This is a genomic window from Vibrio sp. Y176, assembly GCF_033438945.1.
In genome coordinates, this window is the sequence record NZ_JAWOQS010000111.1 from 1 (window position 1) to 1,093 (window position 1,093).

Sequence of the window (1,093 nt, forward strand, 5' to 3'; positions counted from 1 at the left end):
GTCCCTGCACAACATGCAGCTAAAGCATTTGGTTTAACTACCGCTGCGGGATCGTTCGGTATGTTCGCCATGATCCCTGGAGCACAAGCGCTTTTGAGTGATTTTGGCTGGCAAGGCGCACTTCAAGCATTCGCTGTACTGTGTAGCTTTATGGTGATGTTTGCATTGTTCATGAGAACTGCGAAGCCACAAGCAAGTAACCATGCAAATGTTCAGGAAGACACACAAACCCTAAAAGAAGCATTAAAAGAAGCTTTCTCTCACAGAGGTTATTGGCTGATTCATGCAGGTTTCTTTGTGTGCGGCTTTCACGTGATGTTTATTGCAACTCACTTACCAAGTTATCTGGCAGATAAAGATTTACCAGCCTCAACCGCCGCAATGGCACTGGCGTATGTTGGCCTCTTCAACATTTTTGGTTCGTACTTCTGGGGTGTTATGGCGGACCGCTTCAATAAACGCCATGTTATGTCTGCGCTGTATTTAATCCGCACGGTAGTGATTGGTGCTTTTGTGACTCTACCTGTCACCGAGCACACCGCAGTCATCTTTGGTGGTGCAATCGGCTTCTGTTGGTTAGGTACCGTACCTCTCACATCTGGATTAGTCCGCCAGATTTTTGGTGCTCGTTACCTATCAACACTTTATGGCTTGGTGTTCTTTACTCACCAAGTAGGAAGCTTCTTGGGGGCTTGGGTCGGTGGTCGCATCTACGATTACTACGGTTCATACGATCCAATCTGGTGGTCAACCGTCGTTCTGGCACTCCTCGCCGCTTTGATTCACTTACCGATCAATGACAAGCCAGTATCGCGCTTGAATTTGGCAACCGCCTAGCCAGAAAGGCTCTTAACGTCTACCATTGAGAGCCTTTTTTTCAGCAGCCCAATGATCTCCGCTTTCCTTTATCAAATGAGTATTCTCATCAATGATTTCTTATTTAAGATAAAGCACACCCATTCATCCTCTGTTAAGATTTGTGTGACATACTTTGTAGAAAGTTATAAATCAAAAAGGGTTTTAGATGAGAACACTTGGCAACATCATCTGGTTTTTATTCGGTGGCGTATTCATGGGAGTTCTGTTGTGGCTA

General features: G+C 45.4%; 1 protein-coding gene. It reads left to right on the forward strand.

Features of this window, described 5'->3' with window-relative positions; all coding sequences use genetic code 11:
• On the forward strand, positions 1-837 hold an 837-nt coding region (locus R7O13_RS24445), incomplete at its 5' end, for an MFS transporter (RefSeq protein ID WP_318304880.1).
• Between the last annotated feature and the right edge of the window lie 256 nt (positions 838-1,093).